Source organism: Novosphingobium sp. 9 (assembly GCF_025340265.1).
Lineage (GTDB): Bacteria > Pseudomonadota > Alphaproteobacteria > Sphingomonadales > Sphingomonadaceae > Novosphingobium.
Map to the genome: position 1 here is coordinate 1,465,981 of NZ_CP022707.1, position 20,273 is coordinate 1,486,253.

The window sequence follows — 20,273 nt, forward strand, 5'->3', positions numbered from 1 at the left end:
GGCATTCTCCCATGGACATTGCATTGAGCAGGCAACTGCAGATGCCGGACGAGACCGTTTTGCAGCCCCCGCCACCTTCGCACCCCAAGGCGAAGCGGCGGTGGCTGCGGCAGACCGCGATCCCCGGCTTCGCACCGACGCTGGGCTTTACCCTGGCCTGGCTGACGATCATCGTGCTGATCCCGCTGGCCGTGCTGTTCCTGCGCGCCGCAGGGATGACATGGCACGATTTCATGGCGGTCGGCCTCTCCGAACGCGCGCTCGATGCCTACAAGCTCAGCTTCGGGGCATCGCTGGCGGCGGCCGGGATCAATACCGTGTTCGGCCTTGCCATTGCCTGGGTGCTGGTGCGCTACGAGTTTCCGGGGCGCCAGCTGATGGGGGCGCTGGTCGATCTGCCGTTCGCGCTGCCCACGGCGGTTGCCGGTATCGCGCTGACCTCGCTGTGGGCGGCCAACGGCTGGCTGGGCGCGCTGGTGGCGCCGCTGGGGATCAAGGTGGCCTTCACGCCGATCGGGGTGATCGTGGCGCTGATCTTCATCGGGCTGCCGTTCGTGGTGCGCTCGGTCGAGCCGATGCTGGCCGATCTGGGCGTGGATGTGGAGGAAGCCGCGATGACGCTGGGCGCCTCGCCGTTCCAGACCTTTCGCAAGGTGATCCTGCCCGCGCTCGGCCCCTCGCTGCTGACCGGCTTTGCGATGGCCTTCGCGCGCGGGGTGGGCGAATACGGCTCGGTGATCTTCATCGCCGGCAACATGCCCTACAAGTCGGAGATCGCGCCCTTGCTGATCGTCACCCAGCTTGAACAGTTCGACTATGCCGGGGCGACCGCGATCGCCAGCGTGATGCTGGTGGCCTCGTTCATCCTGCTGCTGCTGATCAACCTGCTGCAGTACTGGACCCGCAAGCGAGGTGCCGCATGAGCCGGGCCTTGTCCTCTGCAGGCACCCGGCTTGGCCGTGGGGCGCTGATCGCGCTTGCCATGGGCTTCCTGCTGCTGTTCCTGCTGGCGCCGCTGATCGTGGTGTTCGTCGAGGCGCTGTCCAAGGGCTTTGGCGCCTATTTCGAGGCGCTGGTCGACCCTGATGCCATTTCGGCGATCCAGCTGACGCTGCTGGTCGCGGCGATCAGCGTACCGCTCAACGTCGTGTTCGGCCTTGCCGCGAGCTGGGCGATCACCCGCTTCGACTTTCGCGGCAAGAGCATCCTGATCACCCTGATCGACCTGCCGATTTCGGTATCGCCGGTGGTCTCGGGCCTGATCTTCGTGCTGCTGTTCGGCGCACAAGGACTGCTTGGCCCGTGGCTGGCCGATCAGGGCGTGCAGATCATCTTCGCGGTGCCCGGCATCGTGCTGGCGACGGTGTTCATCACCTTCCCCTATGTGGCGCGCGAACTGATCCCGCTGATGAGCGAGCAGGGGCGCGACGACGAACTTGCCGCGCTCTCGCTCGGCGCCAGCGGCTGGCAGACCTTCCGCCGGGTCACGCTGCCCAATGTGCGCTGGGGGCTGCTCTATGGTGTGCTGCTGTGCAACGCGCGCGCCATGGGGGAATTCGGCGCGGTTTCGGTGGTCTCCGGCCATATCCGGGGCGAGACCAACACGATGCCGCTGCATGTCGAGATCCTCTACAACGAATACAACTTCGTGGCCGCCTTCGCCGTCGCCTCGCTGCTGGCGATGCTGGCGCTCGTGACGCTGGCTCTCAAGAGCCTGCTGGAGTGGCGCTTCGATATCCATGAAAGGGCCAGACATTGATCCGCCTGGAAAACATCTCGAAAAGCTTCGGCACCTTCGCGGCGCTGAACGACGTCAGCCTGACCGTCAACGACGGCGAGTTCCTGGCCCTGCTGGGACCGTCCGGCTCGGGCAAGACCACCTTGCTGCGCATCATCGCGGGGCTTGAATTTGCCGAGAGCGGCCGCGTGCTGTTCGAGGACGAGGACGTCACCCATCGCAAGGTGGCGGACCGCAAGGTCGGTTTCGTGTTCCAGAACTATGCGCTGTTCCAGCACATGTCGGTGCGTGACAACGTGGGCTTTGGCCTGTCCGTCCGCAAGCGCAGCGAACGGCCCAAGGCACGGGCAATCCGCGAGCGGGCGCAGGAACTGCTCGAACTGGTGCAGCTTGGCCATCTGGGAGACCGCGTGCCCGCGCAGCTTTCCGGCGGCCAGCGCCAGCGCGTGGCACTGGCCCGCGCGCTCGCGGTCGAGCCGCGCCTGCTGCTGCTGGACGAGCCGTTCGGCGCGCTCGATGCCAAGGTTCGCAAGGACTTGCGCCGTTGGCTTCGGAGCTTGCACGAGCAGATGGGACTGACTTCGATCTTCGTGACGCACGATCAGGAAGAGGCGCTCGAACTGGCCGATCGTATCGTGGTGATGGATCACGGCGTGATCGAGCAGGTCGGCGCGCCCGAAGACATCTACACCGCGCCCGGCAGCGCCTTCGTCTCCGATTTTGTGGGTGAGACCAACCGTATCGGTGTGAGCGTTCAGGGCGGGCAGGCCTTCTTCGCGGGACAGGCGATCCGGGTGCCGCTCGATGGCCTTGTCGAAGGCCCGGCCGATCTGCATTTCCGGCCGCACGATGCCCGGCTGTGCGAAACGGGTTCTCCCGGCTCCCTGCCGCTGCTCGTCCACCAGACCTACCGCAAGGGTGGGCACTGGCGGGTCGAGGGCCGCATCGAGGGGCTGGACCGCCCGATCGAGGTCGACGTTCCCGCAGAGGCTCCGGCGCCTGCCGCCGGACTTCGCATTGGCGTGCAGCTTGCGCGCGCCATGGTATTTCCCAGCAAGGAAGGATCCGCTCATGCAGGATGATCCCGCCGCCACCGGTTCGGGGCAGAAATCGCAACACGTCGAGGAAAGCCTCGCCACGATCCGCGAGGCGCTGCTGTCGCTACGCTATGGCACGATCTCGCTGACCGTGCATGAAGACCGCGTGGTGCAGATCGACGTCACCGAAAAGCGCCGCCTGCGCAGCGGCTGAGACCACGTTCGGCCTACCCCAGACCATCTGCCCCGCCACTGCCGCAGGAGACGGCAGCCGGGGTGTCGGACGCGGACCGGACCACCGGATGCGGCTGAACCCAATATCGTTGTGAGGAGCGATTCGCATGTTCAGGCGTCTACCTTTTGTGATGGGCGGCTTTCTGGCCACCGTCGCTGCCGTTCAGGCCTTGCCTGCTTTTGCGCAGGATGGGAGCGCCGACGGAGCGGTTCCCACGTCCGCAGCGGTCAATCTCGATAAGAGCGTCGATCCGGACGCGGATCAGAGCCCTGCTTCGTCCATGGCCGATACGGCGATGCCGCTGGCATCGAACACGCCTGCCCAGGCTGCCGCTCCGCAACCGCCAACGCTTCAGCAGGCGATCGGCAACCCCGACGATTTTACGCTTTCGGCCAGCATACGCGCACGCATGGAATCGCTGGGCAACGATTTTCGCAGCACCGCCAATCCGAGCGACACCATCCTCTCGCTGCGAACGACGCTTGCAGCCGAATACCACCCGGCATCTTTCGCATCGGCGGCGAACTGATGGATTCGCGTATCTACTTCGACAACACGAAGACGCCGGTTACCGTCAACGATGTCAACGCGATGGAACTGATCCAGGCCTATGTCGGGCTGGATCTAGGCCATGTACTGGGCAAAGGCTCGGACACCAGTGTGCAGGCGGGGCGCTTTACTATGGAATTCGGCGCACGGCGCCTGATCGCGCGCAACAATTTCCGCAACGACACCAATGCCTATACCGGCATCCGCTTCGATGTGACGACGGCGGACAAGACGAAGATCACCGCTTTTTACACTCTGCCGCTGACCCGGTTGCCCAGTACGATCGACCAGCTTGTCGACAATTCGGTTCATTGGGATCGCGAGAGCTTCGACCTGCAGTTCTGGGGCGCCTATCTTGCCAAGCCGCAGCTTGTCGGACGTACCAATCTTGATCTGTATTTTCTCGGATTGAACGAACGGGATTCGCCCAGCCTCGCGACGAAGAACCGGCAGCTTTACACACCGGGCCTGCGTCTGTTCATGAACCCGGAAGCGGGCAAGCCCGATTTCGAGGTGGAGGCGGACTATCAGTTCGGTTCCGTGCGGGCGAGCACGGCGGCCAATGCGGCGCTGCTGGACGTGTCGGCATACTATGTTCACGCCGAGCTGGGTTATCAGTTCGCAGGGCCGTGGAAGCCGCATGTGAAGCTTGTCTACGACCGTGCCAGCGGTGACAACGGCAAGGGATCGTACAATCGCTTCGACAGCCTGTTCGGTGCGCGCAATCCCGACTGGGGGCCGACCAGCATCTATGGCGCGCTGTCGCGCAGCAACATCTCCTCGCCCGGTGTCCGGCTGGATTTCGCGCACGGCAAGCGGACGGATGGCAACCTTACCTATCGGGCGATGTGGCTGGACAGCGCCACTGACAGTTTTGCCAATACCGGTGTGAGGGACGCCACCGGCAAATCGGGTACGTTCGCCGGGCAGCAGGTGGAGTGGCGCGTGCGCTACTGGATCGTCCCGCAGTTTCTGCGACTGGAGACGGGGGCGGCCTGGCTGATCAACGGCAGGTTCCTGAAGGACGCCCCGAATGCCAGCGGGCGCGGCAACCCGATCTACGGCTTCTTCGGCGTTACGGCGACGTTCTGACGACGTGCCGTAATGGCGCCCCCATCATCGGGGCGTCGTGATTAAGTCAGAATAATCAGGGCAGGGCTCAGGGCAGGGCGGTGGGGGCTACCCCGCCGCGCAAGCCTTCGCGCAGGCGCTCGATCACGACCTGAACCTTGGGCAGCAGGTGGCGGCGTTCGGGATAGACGGCCCAGATCGGCTCGTCCTCGGCCTGCGCGTCGTCGAGCAGACGCACCAGCCTGCCGGTGCGCAAGGCATCGTCGACATAGAACTCGGGCAGGTGGCAGATGCCGAGCCCGGCAATCGCGGCGTCCGCCACGACTTGCCCGTTGTCGCACCGCACTCGTCCTCGGGGGCGGAAACTGCGTATCTCGCTTCCTACCCTCAGGTGCCAGGCGCGGGTGCTGCCGGTCAGGCAATCGTGGCGGGCAAGGTCTTTGATGTCCACCGGCGTTCCGCGACGGGCGAGATAGGCAGGGGCCGCACACGTCAGGAACCGGCGCGAGCCGACGGGGATGCGGATCAGGCGGCTGTCGCTGAGCGTGCCGGTACGGATCGCCAGATCGAAGCCTTCGCCAACGATGTCGATGACCCGGTTGGACAGATCGAGATCGACCTGAAGGCGCGGGAACTCGACCGCACAGGCCGTGAGCACGGGGGCGACGAAATGCACCCCCAGCGCAGTCGAACAGGTGACGCGGACCAGCCCTTGCGGTTCGCTCTGGCGTTCGAGCACGGCATAGGCATCGTTGCGATCCTCGATCAGGCGGCGGAACCGCTCGACCATCGAACGGCCGGTATCGGTGAGCGCCACTGCACGGGTGGTGCGGCTGAACAGTTGCACACCGAGGCGCTGCTCAAGCGCCGCCAGTGCCCGGCTGACGCGCGAGGTGGACGTGCCGAGGCGCTCTGCGGCGCGCACGAAGCTGCCGCAGTCGGCAATCGCCACTGCTTCCTCGATGCCTTCCCAGCGGTCCGTCATTGTTGCTCCTGATGCAAGGGATCGAACGGCCATCGGCTGTTCGTTGCCTTCGTGCAATAGCCATCATGCCGGCATAAAGTTTGCGTAAAGACAATGGTGCAACGCATTGCAGAGCGGTATTTCAGGCCTATGCACGATACATCAGCGGCACAGCCTGCCGAACATGGAACCCATCGCGAAAGCCTCGCGGCCCTGGCTCTTGGCGCGATCGGCGTCGTTTTCGGCGATATCGGCACCTCGCCGCTCTATGCGCTGAAAGAGAGCTTCATTGGGCACCACCCGATGGCGACCGACGTGCCCCACCTGTTCGGTGTGATTTCGCTGATGTTCTGGACGATGACGCTGATCGTCACGATCAAGTACGTGTTGATCGTGCTGCGCGCCGACAATCAGGGCGAGGGCGGCAGTCTGGCGCTGCTGGCCTTGATCCAGCGCAGTATGGGCAGCACGAAATGGATGCCCGTGGTGATCATGCTGGGCGTCGCGGCAACCGCGCTGTTCTATGGCGACGCGATTATCACACCGGCGATCTCGGTGCTTTCGGCGGTCGAGGGCCTGACCATCGTCAGCCCGGCGTTCGGGGAATGGGTGATCCCGATCGCGATCGTCATCCTGATCGCGCTGTTCTCGATCCAGTCGCATGGCACGGCAACGGTCGGGCGCCTGTTCGGGCCGGTGATCCTTGTCTACTTCGCCATTCTGGCCGTGATGGGCGCGGTTTCCATCGCCCAGACGCCGCAGGTGCTGGCAGCGCTGAGCCCGACCCATGCCGTGGCCTTCTTCCTCGCCGATCCGGTACTGGCGTTCCTGGCGCTCGGTTCGGTCATCCTTGCCGTGACCGGTGCCGAGGCGCTCTATGCCGACATGGGGCACTTCGGGCGCCGGGCGATCATGGTGTCGTGGCTCTATGTCGCGTTTCCGTGCCTGATCCTGAACTATCTGGGGCAGGCGGCGCTGGTGATGCGGGTGCCGGATGCGATTTCGAACCCGTTCTTTCTGCTGGCACCCGACTGGGCGCGCCTGCCGCTGGTGGTGCTGGCGACGGCGGCGACGGTTATCGCCAGTCAGGCGACGATTTCGGGCGCCTACTCGGTTTCGCAGCAGGCGGTGCAACTGGGCTATCTGCCGCGCCTCAAGATCCTGCACACCAGTGCGAAGGCCGCCGGGCAGATCTACGTGCCGCTGCTCAACTGGGGCATGCTGGCGATGGTGGTCCTGCTGGTGCTGGGCTTCCACAGCTCGACCAACCTTGCCGCCGCCTATGGTATCGCGGTGACGGGCACGATGGTCGTCACCGCCTGCATGCTGAGTGTACTGATGTTTGGCGTGTGGAAGTGGCACCCTGCGATTGCAGGCGGGATCACCGGTCTGTTCCTGCTGGTCGACGGCGCCTACTTCGCCTCGAACGTCACGAAGATTCCCGATGGCGGCTGGTTCCCGATCCTGATCGCCGGGATCGTCTTCACGCTGCTCACCACCTGGGCGACCGGACGGCGGATCGTGCGCGCCCGCCTTGCCGAGGACAGCCTGCCGATCGGTGTGTTCCTTGCCTCCACGCGCGGCAAGGTGCCGCGTATTCCAGGCACCTCGGTGTTCCTCGCCTCGACCGTGGAGGGCATTCCGCCCGCGCTGCTGCACAACCTCAAGCACAACCACATCCTGCATGAGCGGGTGGTGATCCTCACCGTGGTGATCGAGGGCGTGCCGCATGTCCCGCAGGCCGGGTGCAGCGAGGTGGAGGACATGGGCGATGGCTTCTACCGCATGGTGCTGCACTACGGCTTCATGGACGAGGCCGACATTCCCGCAGCGCTCGCCAATGAGAACCGCGCAGGGGCGCCGTTCCGTCCGGCCCAGACCAGCTATTTCCTCTCGCGCCAGACCCTGATCGCCTCCAGCCGTCCCGGCATGGCGATCTGGCGCGAGAAGCTGTTCTCGTGGATGGTCCGCAATGCCCAGACCGCGATGGAGTTCTTCAAGCTGCCCACCAATCGCGTGATCGAACTGGGCAGCCAGCTGGAGATCTGAGGTTTTGCGCCCAAAAGCACAACCCCGGCGCCGCAAGTCAGCGGGGCCGGGGTTGTGCCATGGGAAGACCGGTAGTTGCGGGCCTTGCCGTCCTCAGACGATGCCCGCACCAAGGCCGACTGCGCGGCGTTCCTGCGCCTTGCGTTCGCGCCAGCGGCTTTCGCGGTAGGTGCCCAGCACGTCGATGGCGCCGCCCGCTTCCAGACGCGCCTTGGCGAGGATCGGGGAGACATCGACGTTGTAGGCCCGGCGCAGCGCCTGGAAGGCCATCATCGTGTCGTTGGCCTCCTGCGAGAGGTGCAGCGCCTCGCGGTCGACCAGCAGCGCCTTGGCAAAGCACTGGCCGATCGCCTCGGCGGAAGACAGCATAGACTCGATCGGATCGGTGACGTTGTGCGACTGGTCGATCATGTAGGCGGGCTTGAACCCGTCACGCGGGTTCAGCTCGGCCTCGACCAGTTCGTTGAATACCAGGAACAACTGGTGCGGATTGATCGAGCCCGAATCGAGATCGTCGTCGCCATACTTGCTGTCGTTGAAGTGGAAACCGCCGAGCTTGCCGAAGCGGTGCAGGCGCGCCACGATCTGCTCGATGTTCACGTTCGGCGCATGGTGGCCCAGATCGACGAGGCACTTGGCCTTGGGGCCAAGCTCTTGCGCTGCGAGGATCGAGGAGCCCCAGTCGTTGATGACGGTGGAGTAGAACGCGGGCTCGAACATCTTGTGCTCCAGCAGCATCCGCCAGTCATCGGGCAGTGCGGCATAGACCTGTGCGGCGGCTTCGAGATAGCGGTCGAGGCTGCGGCCAAGGTCCTGCTGGCCGGGGAAGTTGGTGCCGTCTCCCACCCAAACGGTGAGGTCGGTCGCGCCGAGCTGCCGGCCGATTTCGATGCACTCGATATTGTGCTCTACCGCCTGTTGACGGGTCGCCTCGATGGTCGAGGACAGCGAGCCGGTGGCGTAAGTCTGCGCCTGATCCTGCTGGTCCTGGAAGGTGTTCGAGTTCACCGCATCGAAGCCGAGGCCGAGGCTTGCTGCTTCTTCGCGCAGGCCCTTGTAGTCGCTAACCTTGTCCCACGGGAAGTGCGGCGAGACGCGCGGGGTCAGGCGGCCCAGCTGGTTGATGACCGCGCAGTCCTCCAGCTTCTCTTGGATATTGGTCGGCTCGCCCGCCATCGGGAACTTGGCAAAGCGCGTGCCGCCGCGTCCGGCGCCCCACGAAGGGACCGCGACGGAGAAGTTGGCGACGCGCGTCTTGATCGCGTCGATGCCGATACCGGCGCGCTCCAGCTTGCGGCCAAGCGCGGCATATTCGTCCTCCAGCGCGTCGATCTGGCGCGCGTTGGCCTCGTCGATCAGCTCGCGAGAGATGGGCAGGTTGCTCATGGGTCTATCCTCTTCCGTATTCTTTTTGGGCCGTGGAGCGGGGCGGCCTTGCGGCCATGCCCCGCCCGTCAGGTGTCAGCGCTGCGCGTCCTCAGCGGGTGAAAGCCTGCGCGTTGCCCGCATCGACGTTGATCATGTTGCCTGTGGACTTTGCCGACATGTCGCTCGCAAGGAAATAGACGGCTTCGGCGATGTCCTCGGGCAGCACGTCGCGCTTCAACATCGAGCGCTGGCGATAGTGCTCTTCCAGTTCCTTGCCCGCATCGATGCCGTGGGCGCCTGCGCGCTCCTTCCGCCAGTCGCCATCCCAGATGCGGCTGCCACGGATGACGGCATCGGGATTGACCACGTTGACGCGGATACCGGCAGGCGCGCCTTCCAGCGCGAGGCAGCGGGCGAGGTGGTTCGCCGCCGCCTTGGCCGAGGCATAGGCGCTGGCGTTGGTGGCTGCGGCCACGCCGTTCTTCGAGCCGATGAACACCACCGACGCGCCGCCCTGTTCCTTCATGCCCTTCAGCAGCGGCCAGGCGGCGCGGCTGGTGAGGAAATAACCCTCGGCCAGCACGTTGTAGTTGCGGTTCCACAGCTCGATGGTGGTCTCTTCCAGCGGCGCGGAAGAGGCGATCCCGGCATTGGCGACAAGGATGTCGAGCCCGCCGAATTCGCGCGCGGCAGCGGCGAAGGCATTGGCGACCTGCGCCTCGTCGGTCACGTCGCAGGTGACGGCGCGCACGACATCGCGGCCATACTGCTTGGCGAACCCGGCGCGAACTTCCTCCACGGCGTTGGCGTCGCGGTCGGCCAGCATCACGCAGGCGCCGTCGGTGAGCAGGCGAGCGGCAGTTGCCGCGCCGATCCCGCCCGCGCCACCGGTGACGAGGGCGATGCGCCCGACCAGCGGCTTGGGCTTGGGCATGCGCTGGAGCTTGGCCTCTTCGAGCAGCCAGTATTCGATATCGAAGGCTTCCTGCTCGTCGAGCGCGATGTAGTCACCGATGGCCTCGGCACCGCGCATCACGTTGATGGCGTTACCGTAGAATTCTCCCGCAAGGCGCGCGGTGGTCTTGTCGGTGGCGAAGGTCATGCGGCCGATGCCGGGAACGAGGACGACGATCGGGTTCGGATCGCGCATCGCCGGCGAATTGTCGCGCTTGCAGCGCTCGTAATAGGCTGCGTACATCGCGCGGTAATCGGCGACCTTCTGCGCCAGATAGGCATCGTCCTGAAGCCGCTCGGGATCGAGGGTGAGCGGCGCGATCTTGGTGCGCAGGAAGTGATCGGGGCACGATGTGCCAAGGTCCGCCAGCTTCAGGAACTCGGCCGAATTGACGAACTCCAGCGCCTCGGAATCGTCCGAAAAATGGCCGACCTTACGCCGCGCGCCGGTCATCTGGGACCGGAGGCGCGGCATAAGGTCGGCAGCAAGGGCTGCGCGATCCGGAGAGGTCTGGTGGATCGCACCGCCGAATGCGGGCGCGGTTTCGAGACGGGCATTGAGGTATTTCGCGGCGTCCGCGATCAGCTCGACGGTGTGCTCGTAGCAGGCCTTGGCGCTGTCGGCCCAGCAGATGATGCCGTGTCCGGCCAGCATCACGCCTTCGAGGTGCGGGTTGGCGGCAACGTAATCGCGCAGCATCACGCCCAGCGTGTAGCCGGGGCGCTTCCACGGCAGCCAGCCGATCTTGCCGCCCCAGATCGCCTGCGTCGCCGCTTCGCCGCCGGAACTCGCGGCCAGCGCGATGATCGCGTCGGGATGGACGTGGTCGACATGGGCGAAGGGCAGCAGCGAGTGCAGCGGGGTGTCGATCGAGGCGGCGCGACCGTTCAGGTTGAACGTGCAGTGCGGCAGGAAGCCGACCATCTTGTCGTCATCGTCCGGCCCGGAATAGTGCGCTTCGAGGCCGAGCAGCTTGTCCTGATAGAGCGTGGCGAAACCATCGAGCTTCATCGAGCCGATATCGCCGCCCGAACCCTTCACCCACAGCACTTCCACCGGGTTGCCGGTAAGCGGATCGGTCTCGGTCAGCTTGGCGGAGGTATTGCCGCCGCCGAAGTTGGTGACGGTGAGATCCGAGCCCAGCAGGTTCGAGCGGTAGAGCAGCAGCGCTTCGGGTGAGAGCGTTGCCGCAACCGATTCGTCCCAGCGGCTGGTCGGCACGGCAAAGGGAATCGCGTTGGCCGGATTTCCGGGGTTTCCGGCCGAACTTGGGCGGGTTTCGGTGATGGTGTTCATGGGCTCCTCTCTAACATTTGTGCTTTGCTTGAGCAATCGTATCCGATAGAAAGCAATCAATAGCAATCACGAATTGCGATCATAAATTGTCATGCACGGCTGTGCCGCGCGGGCTATAAGTCATCAATGCAGGCGAGCCTGCATAAGGGAAATCCCGCTCGGCAGGCCGAAATACGGCCGTTGAGACACATTGGAGAGGTTTGCGAATCGCCATGAGCAGGTCAGGCACCACCATCGTCGTCGACATCGGCAAGACGCTCAGCAAGGTCACATGCTGGACGCGCGAAGGGCATATGACCGAGCGCATGGTGCGCCCCAACGAAGTGCGGGAGGAGGGCGGCATCCGCCGTCTCGACATCGACGGGATCGGCGCGTGGCTGCGCGAGTGTCTGGCGGCGCTGCGCGGCAATCCGATCGAGGCGATCGTGCCGGTGGCGCATGGCGCGGGCGTGGTGGCGCTGGGAACCGACGCTTCCGGCATGCAGGGGGCGCTGTTCGCGCCGTTCGATTACGAGCAGCCGATCCCGCCAGAGGTCATGTCCGCTTATCGCGAGGAGCGCGACGCCTTCGCCGTGACCGGCTCGCCCGCCCTGCCGGACGGGCTCAATCTTGGCGCGCAGGTCTACTGGATGGATCAGGCTTATCCCGAAGCGATGGCCGAGGCGACGCTGGTGCCCTGGGCGCAGTACTGGGCCTGGTTCCTGTCGGGCACGGCGGTCAGCGAAGTGACCAGCCTTGGCTGTCACACCGATCTGTGGTCGCCGGGAGAGGCGCGCTTTTCGCCGATGGCGCAGCGGCTTGGCTATGCGCGCCGGTTCGCGCCGGTGGTCAAGGCTAGCGAAGTGGTGGGCACGCTGCGTCCCGAACTCGCGTTGATGACCGGGCTGGGCGGCGAGGTCAGCGTGCTGGCGGGGCTGCACGATTCCAACGCGGCGCTGCTGGCGGCGCGCGGTTTCCAGCATATCGCACGCAAGGAAGCGACGATCCTGTCGACCGGCACCTGGTTCATCGGCATGCGCCTGCCGAACGAGAATTTCTCGATGGCCTCGCTGCCTGCCGGGCGCGACACGCTGGTTAATGTCGATGCCTATGGCTGGCCGGTGCCTTCTGCGCGCTTCATGGGCGGGCGCGAGATCGAATCGGTGATCCAGATCGATACCCGCCGGGTCGATATCAAGCCCGACCAGCCGTTGCTGATGGAGGCGGTTCCGGGCCTGCTGGCACGCGGCACGATGATGTTGCCGACACTCGCCCCCGGTTTCGGACCGTTCCCGAACGGGAAAGGCACATGGCTCGATCGTCCGGCGGAATGGGCCGGGACATGGTACGCCCGCCGCGCCGCGATCTGCCTCTACGCCGCGCTGGTGGCGGATACGATGCTCGACCTGATCGGCTCGAAGGAGCGCCTGCTGGTGGAGGGGCGCTTTGCCGAGGCGCAGGTCTTCGTGCGCGCGCTGGCGGCGCTGCGACCCAGCACCGACGTCTATGTCGCCAACGCGCACAATGACGTCTCGTTCGGCGCGCTGCGGCTTATCAATCCGCTGCTCAAACCCAGCGGCGGGCTGACGCTGGTCGAGCCGCTGGAAGGCGATCTCGAAGGCTACCGTCGGAAGTGGCGCACGCACGTCGCGCAGGAGGCCGCCGCGTGATCACCGCCTCGATTGCCGATTTCCGCGAGGCCGCGCGCCGTCGCCTGCCGCGCTTCCTGTTCGAATATATCGACGGCGGCTCTTATGCCGAGGAGACGCTGCGCCGCAACGTCTCGGACCTTGCCGGGCTCGCGCTGCGTCAGCGGGTGCTGCGCGACGTGTCGAACATCGACCTGTCGACGAACCTGTTCGGTCAGGACTGGCGCCTGCCCCTGGCGCTGGCCCCCATCGGGCTGGCGGGCCTCAACGCCCGGCGCGGCGAGAAGCAGGCGGTGCGCGCAGCGGACAAGGCGGGCGTGCCGTTCACGCTGTCCACGGTGGGCGCCTGCGACATCGGCGAAGTGGCCGAAGCCGCCAGCCGTCCGTTCTGGTTCCAGCTCTACATGATCCGTGATCGCGTGTTCATGAAGGAACTGATGGCCAAGGCCGTCGAAGCGGGATGTTCGACGCTGGTGTTCACCGTCGACATGCCGGTGCCGGGCAGCCGCTATCGCGATTACCACACAGGGCTTGCCGGATCGGGCGGTCTCAAGGGCGCGGCCTGGCGCGTGGCGCAGGCCATGGCCCGGCCGGGCTGGGCGTGGGACGTGGGCATCCACGGGCGCCCGCATACGCTGGGCAATGTCGCCCCGGTCCTGAAGGGCAACACCGGGATCGAGGACTTCTTCAAGTGGATGCGCGAGAACTTCGATCCCTCGATCAACTGGCGCGATCTCGATTTCATCCGCTCCGAATGGAAAGGCCCGCTGGTCATCAAGGGCATTCTCGACCCTGAGGATGCGAAGGAAGCCGCAGAGCTGGGTGCGGACGGCATCGTCGTTTCGAACCATGGCGGGCGCCAGCTTGACGGCGTGCTGTCGAGCGCGCGGGCGCTGCCGCCCATTGCCGATGCGGTGGGAGACCGGCTGACGGTGCTGGCCGATGGCGGCATCCGCTCCGGCCTCGACGTGGTGCGGATGCTGGCGCTGGGCGCGAAGGGCGTGCTGCTGGGCCGCGCGTGGGTCTATGCGCTGGGCGCGGGCGGTGAGGCGGGCGTGACAAAGGCGCTCTCGATCATCGAGGCGGAAATGCGCGTCGCCATGGCGCTGACCGGCTGCACGCGCATCGAAGATATAAACAGAACGAACCTTGCGGGAGAGAACCAATGAGTGCGGGAGAGCACAATAGCTGGCGGGACACGATCCTTGCCGGGCTGGCCAACTATATCGATGCCGGGTCCATCGTCTCGGGATCGGTCGCGCTGGCGCTGTGGAAGGAACAGTACCACCTGACCGACAGCTTCATCGGCCTGATCGGCGCCTTTTCCGCCAACGCCATTTCGGCGGGCGTCGGCGCGCTGATCGGCGGGCGGTTGTGCGATCTGTTCGGCCGCAAGAAGATCTACCAGTACGATATGCTGTTCTATGCGTTCGGCATGCTGTTCCTGGTCTTTGCCTCGGCGGCGTGGATGATCATCGTCGGCTTTCTGCTGGTCGGGCTGGCGGTGGGCGCGGACATTCCTGCCAGCTGGTCGCTGATCGCCGAGCGCGCTCCTGACGACAAGCGCGGCGCGCATTCGGGTGTCGCGCAGATCCTGTGGTATCTGGGGCCGGTCGCGGTGCTGCTGGCGGCCTATTTCCTCAAGCCCTTCGGTATCGACGGCGTGCGCTGGCTGTTCATCCATCTGCTGGTGCTGGCCGTGGCGCTCACTTTCCTGCGCTCGCAGATGAAGGAGTCCGAGCGCTGGACCGAGCAGGCGAGCAGCGCGGCGCAGACCGGCGCGAAAATGCCGGGCTGGAGCGCGGTGCTGACGCCAAAGCACCTGTCCGCCGTGATGTACCTCGTCGTGATGTACGGCATGTGGAACCTGTGGGCGGGCTACAACGGTTTCTTCACGCCCTACCTGATCGAGCAGAACCATCTGCCAGCGTGGGCCGCGACGGTGCTGCCGGCCAGCTACTTCTTCATCGGCATGCTCTCGATCCTGTTCGTGTTCATGCCGCTGGCCGACAAGGTGGACCAGCGCAAGCTGTTCGGCATTTCGGCAGTGATGCATGTGATCGGCATGGCGCTGCTGGCGGTGTTCGGCTTCAAGCTGGAAGTGGTGATCGCGCATATCGTCATCATGGGCATTGCCGGAGGCTTCGGCGCGCAGAGCTTCTTCCAGCTGTGGAGCGCCGAGCTGTTCCCCACCGCCATCCGCTCGACCGCGCAAGGGCTGTCCTTCGCGATCGTGCGCATCGGCCTTGGCTTGTGGAGCCTTGCCGTTCCTGCGCTGGCGGCAAACGACTTTACCGAGCTGGCGTGGATCCTTACGGGCTTCCTTGCGGTCAGCGGGATTGTCGGCATGTTGTGGGCGCCGCGCAACGAGGGCAAGTCGCTCGAACAGCTGGAGGCCGAACGTGCCGCCAGCGGCGAAGGCGCCGCCACGGTGCATCGTCCCGCCGCCTACGGAACCGGAGTGGAGTGAGCTACGCAATGCATGCCGAGGAACGCGAGAGGCTGATCCTGGAGGCCATGGCCGCCACCGGCTTCGTCAGCTATCGCGACCTCGAAGCGCGGTTGGCAGCCTCTCCGGCGACGATCCGGCGCGATCTTTCGCGGTTGGAGAACGATGGCCGCATCCTGCGCGTCCACGGCGGCGCCAAGCTGCCCGAGGACGAGCAGGGCGAGGGGAAGGGCGATGCCCTGCGCGGCACGCCCTTCATCCAGTCGATCACCCAGCACCTGCCCGCCAAGCAGGCGATCGGCCGCGCGGCGGCAGCGCTGTGCTCGCCGGGCGAGGGGTGATGATCGATGGCGGCACCACCACGCTGCAGATGTGCCCGCATCTGGCGGGGCTGGGCCTTCAGGTGCTGACCAACTCGCTGCACATCGTCGATGCGCTGCTGCCGCAGATCGATACGCGGGTGCTGCTGCCCTCGGGCACGGTGTTTCGCGAGCAGAACATCGTGCTGGCACCTGCGGGCGAGGATTCGATGCCGCGCTTCCATGCCCCGCGCCTGTTCATGGGCGCGGCGGCGGTCGGCCCGCAAGGCGTGATGCAGCACGACGTGATCCTCGTCGCCGCCGAACGCCGCTTCATGGACCGGGCGGAGGAAGTGATCCTGCTGGTCGACAGCTCGAAGTTCCGCAATTCCTCGGGCGCGATCGTCTGCGGGCTGGACGAGGTGGATCTGGTCATCACCGATGCCGGGATCGAACCGGAAACGCTGGCGCGCCTGCGCGGTGACGGCGTGCGCGTGATCGTCGCGCCGTAAGGGGAATGGGGAAGCGCAGGGTGCGCTCCCCCTAGAGCCGATCGACATTCAGCCCTGACGGCCTGCAAATGGCGATTCCCCGAGCTTCCGGTGCTCACGTACAAGAAGTACGCTGCGCTCCGGGTCTCGAAAAATCACCATTTTCGGCTTGTCATCATCTGAATCTCGATCGGCTCTAAGTCCTCAGTCCTTCCAGCTGCGCGCCGAGAGGTGGACCTTCACCGGCTGGCCCAGATGCTGTGCGTCCGAACCCAGCGCGAAAGTGTAGTCGCCCGCCGCGATCGTCCAGCCGCCGTCCTTCCATTCGGCCAGCAGGCGCGGGTCGATGGTGACGCTCACCTTCTGCGAGGCGCCGGGCGCAAGGTCGACCCGCTGGAACCCGACGAGGCGCTGGCGGGGCGTCCCGGCCTGCGAGACCATGTAGAGCTGGCCCACGGTCGCACCCTGAACCTTGCCGGTGTTGGACAGTGTGAAGCTGGCCGTCTTGCCGTCGGTCTTCAGACCCGTCGAGGCAAAGGTGGTGTAGGACAGGCCGAAGCCGAACGGGAACAGCGGTGCTTCGCCCTTGCGCGCGAACCAGCGATAGCCGACGTCCGAGCCTTCGATGTTGTAGTCAGCGGTGATCCTGGCGTCGGGCGTTGGCGGATCGCCCGCGAAATTGGGCTCGAACTCGTTATAGCCGTCCAGCACCGGGCGCGGCAACTGATCGACGCTCTTGGGGAAGGTGATCGGCAGGTGGCCCGAAGGGTTGACCTTGCCGAACAGCACATCGGCAATCGCCTCGCCGCCGCGCGCGCCGGGGAACCATGCCTCCATCACCGCAGCGGTCTTGTCGAGCCAGGGCATTGCCACCGGGTTGCCGGTTTCCAGCACGACGATGGTGTGCGGGTTGGCAGCGGTGACGGCAGCGATCAGTTCGTCCTGACCGTAAGGCAGCGAAAGGTCGGCCTGATCGAAGCCCTCGGAGGACGGCTTCACGGCGAACACGATCGCCACGTTGGCCTTCTTCGCCTGCGCCACGGCATCGGCGATCACGTCGCCGCTGCGGTAGGTGACGGTGGCGCCGGGGGCGAGCGCCTTGATCGCCTGCATCGGCGAGGAAGGCTGCCATGTCGGTGCGATCAGGGCATCGAAGCCGGTGTGCTCGCCGCTCTGGATCGTGACGACCGGGCCATCCTTGCCGTGGACCTGACTGGAGCCGCCGCCGGTCAGCACCCCGGCATTGGCATAGCCGCCGATCACCGCGATGCGCTTGGCCGAGGCTGCCAGCGGCAGCGCGCCGCCTTCGTTGCGCAGCAGGACGATGCCCTGTCGGGCGATGTCGCCCGAAATCTTGGCATCAGCCTCGAAGTCGATGGCGCCGCCGGGCTTGGCGGGATTGGCGTCGAGCCCTGCCGCATAGATCGAGGTGAGCACGCGGCGGTTCATGTCATCGAGGCGCGCCGCCCATGCCGGGTCTTTCGCGGCGGCTGCGGCCAGCGGCTTGTCCAGCCACACCTGCTTGTCGAGCTGCTCGCCCGATTGCTGGTCCAGCCCGTGGATCGCGGTTTCCAGCGAGGGTACCGCGCCCCAGTCCGACATGACGAAGCCCTTGTAGCCCCAGTCCTTCTTCAGCACCGTGTTCAGCAGGTAGTCGTTGTCGCACGCACTGGCGCCGTTCACCTTGTTATAGGCGCACATCACGGCGAGCGGCTGGCCCTTCTCGATGCCGATCTGGAAAGCCAGCAGGTCGCTTTCGCGCGCGGCGGGATCGCTGATCTGCGAACTGACGAACTTGCGGCCCGTCTCCTGTCCGTTGAGCGCAAAGTGCTTGATCGTCGAGATGATGTGGTTCGACTGGATGCCGCCGATTGCCGCGCCGACGAGATCGCCGGTCAGCAGCGGATCTTCCGAGAAGTACTCGAAGGTACGGCCCGCGCGGGGGTCGCGCATCAGGTTGGCGCCGCCTGCCAGCAGCACGTTGAAGCCCTTGGCGCGTGCTTCCGAACCGATCATTGCGCCGCTCTTGCGCAGCGCTTCGGGATTCCAGCTCGACGCCATCGACAGGCCCGAGGGCAGGCCGGTGGCGCCGTCCTTGCGCATGCCCATGACGTAGGCGACGCCGAGGCTGGCGTCGGTCTCGGTCAGCGCGGGGACGCCCAGACGCGGAATGCCGTGGATGAAGCCCGCGCCCCAGATCGCGCCTTCGGGCAGCGTCGGCAGAGTGGGGCCGAGCGGAAGCGCCATGATGCCATGCGTCAGCACCGTCTTTTCTGCAGGCGTCATCTGCGCGAGCGTCTTGTCGGCCTTCGCCTCGGCGGCGGCAAGCGGGGCCTCGCTGCCTTTGGCCTGCGCGGCGGCAGCGGTGAGGACAAGCGCGATGGCGCCCAGCGAAACGGACAACGTAGATGCAAGACGGCGGTGCATGACGAACCTCTCAATCGATTGTTGTAGCGCGCCTTTATGGCCACGCGGTTGTTGCACCGCGATGCATAACGGACTCTGCGCGAAAGGGAATTGCCGGTCGGCTATTTTTGCGTTGCGTAGGGATCACCGCTGGCGGCGTGCGCTTCAAGAAAATCGAGGCGCTGCTTCTCGAAGTCCTTGAGAACTTTCGGGCCAGTGTTGGTGAACGCGATCTGTGCGGAATCGGAAACAGTGAAGCGCGGCCATTGCGGCGCGCCTGCATGATTGGGATTGCCGGTGCGCGCGAAGGCGACCCAATAGGCGGAGGTGAGCTTCGCGGTGGCCTCGTCCCCGGCGGTCCAGCCGGGCTTGGAGGCGTCGGTCGGCGTATCGAACACGAACTCGATCTCGTCGCTGTGGCCGACGCCGGGGCGCACGCTGCGCTGCGCCTCGGGCACGTAGGCGAAGCGGTAGAGGTAGGTGGGATTGCCTGCTGCTGCGGAAAGGCGGGCAGTGGCGCGGGCAGGCTCGACCATCGCGGCATCGCCCCACATCCGCGTCATCGCCTTGTCCTGGCCGACAGTCGCCACATCGTAGAGCGCCAGCGCCCTGTCGGCATCGGGCCCAAGGCTCTTGAGCTTGGCTTCGGCAATGCCGGGCATCCAGCGCAGCAGGCTTTCCTCCCAGTCGTTGGCGCCGATCAGCAGGGGCACCTTTGCGGAACGCCCCTGCGCGAACGCGATCGCTGGCGCTTCGGTTATGAGCTTGCCGTCGATCATCGGTTCGCGGACTTGCGTGACCGGCGCGTCGAGCACCGTTTCGGCGGGAAGGGCGCGCAAGGCGGCGGGATTGTCGGAGGTCACGCCCTTGCTCTTTGCCCATGCAAGATCCTGCTTTTCCGCCACCGCCAGCGGCGGGAGCCAACGGCGCGGCGAGCCGGACTCGGCGATCGCGCGCTGGAACAGGCCGTGTGCAGGCGGCACCGCCATCAGGGTCGAGACGGCGACGGCGCCAGCGGACTCGCCGAAGATCGTCACCTTGGCGGGATCGCCACCGAACGCTGCGATATTGCGCTTCACCCATTGGAGCGCGGCGATCTGGTCCATCAGCCAGTAGTTGCCGCAGGCCTCGCCCGGATGTTGCGCGCAGAGCGCTGGCGTTGCGAACACGCCGAAGCGGGCGAGGCGATAGTTCAGCGTCACCACGATCACGCCCTGCCGCGCCAATGCCGAGCCGTCGTAGACCGGCATCGAGCCTGATCCCATGATAAAGGCGCCGCCGTAGATCCACACCATCACCGGCAGCGGCTTCGCGCTTTTGCGGACGCCGGCAGGGCGCCAGACGTTCAGATAGAGACAGTCCTCGCTGGCCTTGTAGTCGTGGCCTGCGGGCAGGTGGTTGTGCGCCAGGTCCTGCATGCAGTCGTCGCCGAAGTGGGTGGCATCGCGCGTGCCGCTCCAGCCGGCGGCGGGCTGCGGCGCGCGCCAGCGCAGGTCGCCCACCGGCGGCGCGGCATAGGGAATGCCGCGAAAGCTCTCGATGCCCTCGCCGGAAAGCCCGGAGAGCGTGCCTTGCGCGATCTTTACTGCCGGTGAGTCGGGGGTGGCATGGGCGGGGATCGCGGAGAGGCCGAGCGCGGCGAACAGGGCAAGGCAAAGCGGGCGGAAGGGCAAGGCGGCACCTTTCGGAACAGGACTGTGACGCTGTAACAATGGCGGTGCGCCGTCGCGTTCGTCTT

17 protein-coding genes are annotated in these 20,273 nt (G+C 65.7%); 12 read left to right on the forward strand and 5 right to left on the reverse strand.

Annotated elements, in window-relative coordinates:
* The first annotated feature begins 11 nt into the window (after positions 1-11).
* The 6 genes from cysT to CI805_RS07415 all read left to right on the forward strand — a co-directional run bounded on the left by cysT (position 12) and on the right by CI805_RS07415 (position 4,651).
* Complete coding sequence (gene cysT, locus CI805_RS07390; RefSeq protein ID WP_260927639.1) at positions 12-923, forward strand: sulfate ABC transporter permease subunit CysT; 912 nt, start codon at positions 12-14, stop codon at positions 921-923.
* On the forward strand, positions 920-1,759 hold the full coding sequence (gene cysW / locus CI805_RS07395; protein ID WP_260927641.1) for a sulfate ABC transporter permease subunit CysW: 840 nt from the start codon (positions 920-922) through the stop codon (positions 1,757-1,759). Before cysT ends, cysW begins: the two co-directional genes overlap by 4 nt.
* Positions 1,756-2,820 (forward strand): sulfate/molybdate ABC transporter ATP-binding protein, encoded by a 1,065-nt coding sequence (locus tag CI805_RS07400; RefSeq protein ID WP_260927642.1) that lies wholly within the window; start codon positions 1,756-1,758, stop codon positions 2,818-2,820. The genes cysW and CI805_RS07400 overlap by 4 nt, the downstream gene beginning before the upstream one ends.
* The gene (locus CI805_RS07405; RefSeq protein WP_260927644.1) at positions 2,810-2,989 is read left to right on the forward strand and encodes a YezD family protein; all 180 of its coding nucleotides are present in this window, start codon (positions 2,810-2,812) and stop codon (positions 2,987-2,989) included. The genes CI805_RS07400 and CI805_RS07405 overlap by 11 nt, the downstream gene beginning before the upstream one ends.
* 127 nt (positions 2,990-3,116) lie before the next feature.
* Positions 3,117-3,539: a hypothetical protein gene (locus CI805_RS07410; RefSeq protein ID WP_260927646.1), complete on the forward strand. Its 423-nt coding sequence runs from the start codon at positions 3,117-3,119 to the stop codon at positions 3,537-3,539.
* Positions 3,539-4,651 carry an alginate export family protein gene (locus tag CI805_RS07415; RefSeq protein WP_260927648.1) on the forward strand — a complete coding sequence of 371 codons (1,113 nt, stop codon included), beginning with the start codon at positions 3,539-3,541 and terminating at the stop codon, positions 4,649-4,651. The genes CI805_RS07410 and CI805_RS07415 overlap by 1 nt, the downstream gene beginning before the upstream one ends.
* 67 nt (positions 4,652-4,718) lie before the next feature.
* Here the strand turns inward: CI805_RS07415 and CI805_RS07420 are convergent, their stop codons facing one another.
* Positions 4,719-5,615, reverse strand: a complete 897-nt coding sequence (locus CI805_RS07420) for a LysR family transcriptional regulator (protein WP_260927651.1) — start codon at positions 5,613-5,615, stop codon at positions 4,719-4,721.
* Positions 5,616-5,744: 129 nt separating this feature from the next.
* On the opposite strand from CI805_RS07420, the gene CI805_RS07425 reads away from it, so the two are divergent.
* Complete coding sequence (locus CI805_RS07425) at positions 5,745-7,643, forward strand: potassium transporter Kup (RefSeq protein ID WP_260927653.1); 1,899 nt, start codon at positions 5,745-5,747, stop codon at positions 7,641-7,643.
* Positions 7,644-7,736: 93 nt separating this feature from the next.
* Here CI805_RS07425 and CI805_RS07430 read toward each other — a convergent pair whose 3' ends face one another.
* Together CI805_RS07430 and CI805_RS07435 are read right to left on the reverse strand one after the other, a co-directional pair.
* Positions 7,737-9,029 carry a TIM barrel protein gene (locus CI805_RS07430; RefSeq protein ID WP_260927655.1) on the reverse strand — a complete coding sequence of 431 codons (1,293 nt, stop codon included), beginning with the start codon at positions 9,027-9,029 and terminating at the stop codon, positions 7,737-7,739.
* A 91-nt stretch (positions 9,030-9,120) separates the two neighbouring features.
* Entirely contained in the window at positions 9,121-11,262 is a 2,142-nt protein-coding gene (locus tag CI805_RS07435; RefSeq protein ID WP_260927658.1) for a bifunctional rhamnulose-1-phosphate aldolase/short-chain dehydrogenase, read from the reverse strand.
* 212 nt (positions 11,263-11,474) lie between these two features.
* On the opposite strand from CI805_RS07435, the gene CI805_RS07440 reads away from it, so the two are divergent.
* Genes CI805_RS07440 through CI805_RS07460 form a run of 5 tightly spaced genes read left to right on the forward strand, consistent with a single transcriptional unit; the run spans position 11,475 to position 16,150 of the window.
* Positions 11,475-12,911 carry an FGGY-family carbohydrate kinase gene (locus CI805_RS07440; RefSeq protein WP_260927663.1) on the forward strand — a complete coding sequence of 479 codons (1,437 nt, stop codon included), beginning with the start codon at positions 11,475-11,477 and terminating at the stop codon, positions 12,909-12,911.
* Positions 12,908-14,059 (forward strand): FMN-dependent L-lactate dehydrogenase LldD, encoded by a 1,152-nt coding sequence (lldD, locus tag CI805_RS07445; protein WP_260927666.1) that lies wholly within the window; start codon positions 12,908-12,910, stop codon positions 14,057-14,059. Before CI805_RS07440 ends, lldD begins: the two co-directional genes overlap by 4 nt.
* Positions 14,056-15,360, forward strand: coding sequence for an MFS transporter (locus tag CI805_RS07450; protein WP_260927667.1), 1,305 nt, complete (start codon positions 14,056-14,058; stop codon positions 15,358-15,360). The genes lldD and CI805_RS07450 overlap by 4 nt, the downstream gene beginning before the upstream one ends.
* Positions 15,357-15,680, forward strand: a complete 324-nt coding sequence (locus CI805_RS07455; protein ID WP_260927668.1) for a DeoR family transcriptional regulator — start codon at positions 15,357-15,359, stop codon at positions 15,678-15,680. Before CI805_RS07450 ends, CI805_RS07455 begins: the two co-directional genes overlap by 4 nt.
* On the forward strand, positions 15,680-16,150 hold the full coding sequence (locus CI805_RS07460; RefSeq protein ID WP_260927669.1) for a DeoR/GlpR family DNA-binding transcription regulator: 471 nt from the start codon (positions 15,680-15,682) through the stop codon (positions 16,148-16,150). The genes CI805_RS07455 and CI805_RS07460 overlap by 1 nt, the downstream gene beginning before the upstream one ends.
* A gap of 183 nt (positions 16,151-16,333) precedes the next feature.
* Here the strand turns inward: CI805_RS07460 and CI805_RS07465 are convergent, their stop codons facing one another.
* Together CI805_RS07465 and CI805_RS07470 are read right to left on the reverse strand one after the other, a co-directional pair.
* Positions 16,334-18,556: a glycoside hydrolase family 3 C-terminal domain-containing protein gene (locus tag CI805_RS07465; RefSeq protein WP_260927670.1), complete on the reverse strand. Its 2,223-nt coding sequence runs from the start codon at positions 18,554-18,556 to the stop codon at positions 16,334-16,336.
* Positions 18,557-18,657: 101 nt separating this feature from the next.
* Positions 18,658-20,208 carry a carboxylesterase/lipase family protein gene (locus CI805_RS07470; RefSeq protein WP_260927672.1) on the reverse strand — a complete coding sequence of 517 codons (1,551 nt, stop codon included), beginning with the start codon at positions 20,206-20,208 and terminating at the stop codon, positions 18,658-18,660.
* Positions 20,209-20,273: the final 65 nt, after the last annotated feature.